Source organism: Streptomyces sp. NPDC036984 (assembly GCF_055607665.1).
The window spans coordinates 1-1,911 of sequence record NZ_JBVJRL010000079.1 but is presented as its reverse complement, the minus strand read 5'-3'; the positions used below and the strand labels follow the sequence as shown (position 1 = coordinate 1,911).

The window sequence follows — 1,911 nt, the reverse complement described above, 5'->3', positions numbered from 1 at the left end:
CCCGCTCACCCCGAAGGAGGACACTCCTGCCCGTCGTAGCCGGCCGGTCTGCGCATCCCACGGCCGCGCCTGCGTCAGCAGCTGCACGGCACCGGAGGCCCAGTCGATGTGCGGTGACGGCTCATCCACATGCAACGTCCGCGGCAGCACCCCGTGACGCAGCGCCAGCACCATCTTGATCAAACCGGCCATGCCTGCTGCTGCCTGGGTATGGCCGATGTTGGATTTCACCGAGCCCAGCCACAACGGCCGGTCTTCGGAGCGTTCCTGGCCGTAGGTGGCGAGCAGGGCCAGCGCCTCGATCGGATCACCCAGCTTGGTTCCCGTCCCATGGCCCTCGACCACATCGACGTCCGCCGCTGACAGGCCCGCATTCGCCAGGGCCTGGCGGATCACCCGTTGCTGCGACGGCCCGTTGGGGGCCGTCAACCCGTTCGACGCACCGTCCTGGTTGACCGCGCTGCCGCGCACCACCGCCAGCACCCGGTGACCGTTGCGCTCGGCATCCGACAACCGCTCCACCAACAGCATCCCGACCCCTTCACTCCAGCTGGTGCCGTCGGCCGCGGCGGCGTAGGGCTTGCAGCGTCCGTCGGGAGCGAGTCCCCGCTGACGGGAGAACTCGGTGAAGACGCGCGGCGTGGCCATGATGCTGACGCCGCTCGCGAGGGCCATGGTGCATTCGCCGGTGCGCAGGGCCTGGCAGGCCAGGTGCAGGGCCACCAAGGAGGAGGAACAGGCGGTGTCGACGGTGACGGCGGGGCCTTCGAGGCCGAGGGTGTAGGAGACCCGGCCGGAGGCGATGCTGCCGGCGGTCCCCGTGAGGACGTACCCCTCGGTGCGGTCCGGTGCCGCGTGAGTGTGTCCGGCGTAGTCGTGCCCGTTGATGCCGGTGAAGACACCGGTCGACGTACCTTCGAGCGTCTTCGGGTTGATGCTGGCGTGTTCGACGGCCTCCCAGGCGGCTTCCAGGAGGAGCCGTTGCTGGGGATCCATCGCGAGCGCCTCGCGCGGTGAGATACCGAAGAACCCGGCGTCGAACTCCCCGGCGTCGTAAAGGAATCCGCCGTGCCGGGTGTAGGAGGTCCCGGGATGGTCGGGGTCGGGGTGGTAGAGGTTGCTCAGGTCCCAGCCACGGTCCGCCGGGAACTCACCGATCGCGTCACTGCCCGAGGCCAGCAGTTCCCACAGGTCCTCCGGGGAGCTCACACCGCCGGGGAAGCGGCAGGCCACGCCGATCACGGCGATCGGCTCGTCGGCCTGGATGCGAGGCGCCGGGACAGGGGCGGCGACGCCGGCCGATGGCGCCCCGACCAACTCGGCCCGCAGGAAGGCGGCGAGCTTCGCCGGGGTGGGGTGGTCGAAGACCAGGGAGACGGGCAAATGGAGGCCTGTCGCCTTGGCCAGCCGGTTACGGAGGTCCACGGCCGTGAGCGAGTCGAAGCCAAGCGTCCGGAAGGCGTGGTCGGGTGCGAGCGCGCTCGCGTCTGCGTGCCGGAGTACCACGGCGGCCTGCGAGCGGATCAGGTCGAGCAGAGCGGCCTGCTGGTCGGCGGTGGACTGCCGGAAAAGGGTACTGCGGAGGTCCGCCGTCGTGGGCTCTCGCCTGTCGCTGCCTGCCTTGGCGCCGGTGGCCGAGGTGACGAGATCACCGACGTCAGGGGTGTCCTCGATCCTGGTCCAGTCGATGTCGGCGATGACCACGGCCGGTCGCTTGCTCGCGATGGCCCGGACCGCTGCGGCTGTGGCCAGCTTCGTGGGCATGGGGCGGAAACCTCGGCGGTCGAGGTTCGTACGGGCGCGGTCGGAGTCGGCGAGGCCGTTTCCTTGCCAGGTGCCCCAGGCGATGGTGGTGGCGGGGAGGTTGTGGGTGTGGCGGTGGTGGGCGAGGGCGTCGAGGTGGGCGTTGGC

General features: G+C 70.4%; 1 protein-coding gene. It reads right to left on the bottom strand.

The window, feature by feature from the left end:
• A partial coding sequence (locus tag ACZ7DL_RS39030) for a type I polyketide synthase (RefSeq protein WP_470781826.1) occupies window positions 1–1,911 on the bottom strand: 1,911 nt, incomplete at both ends.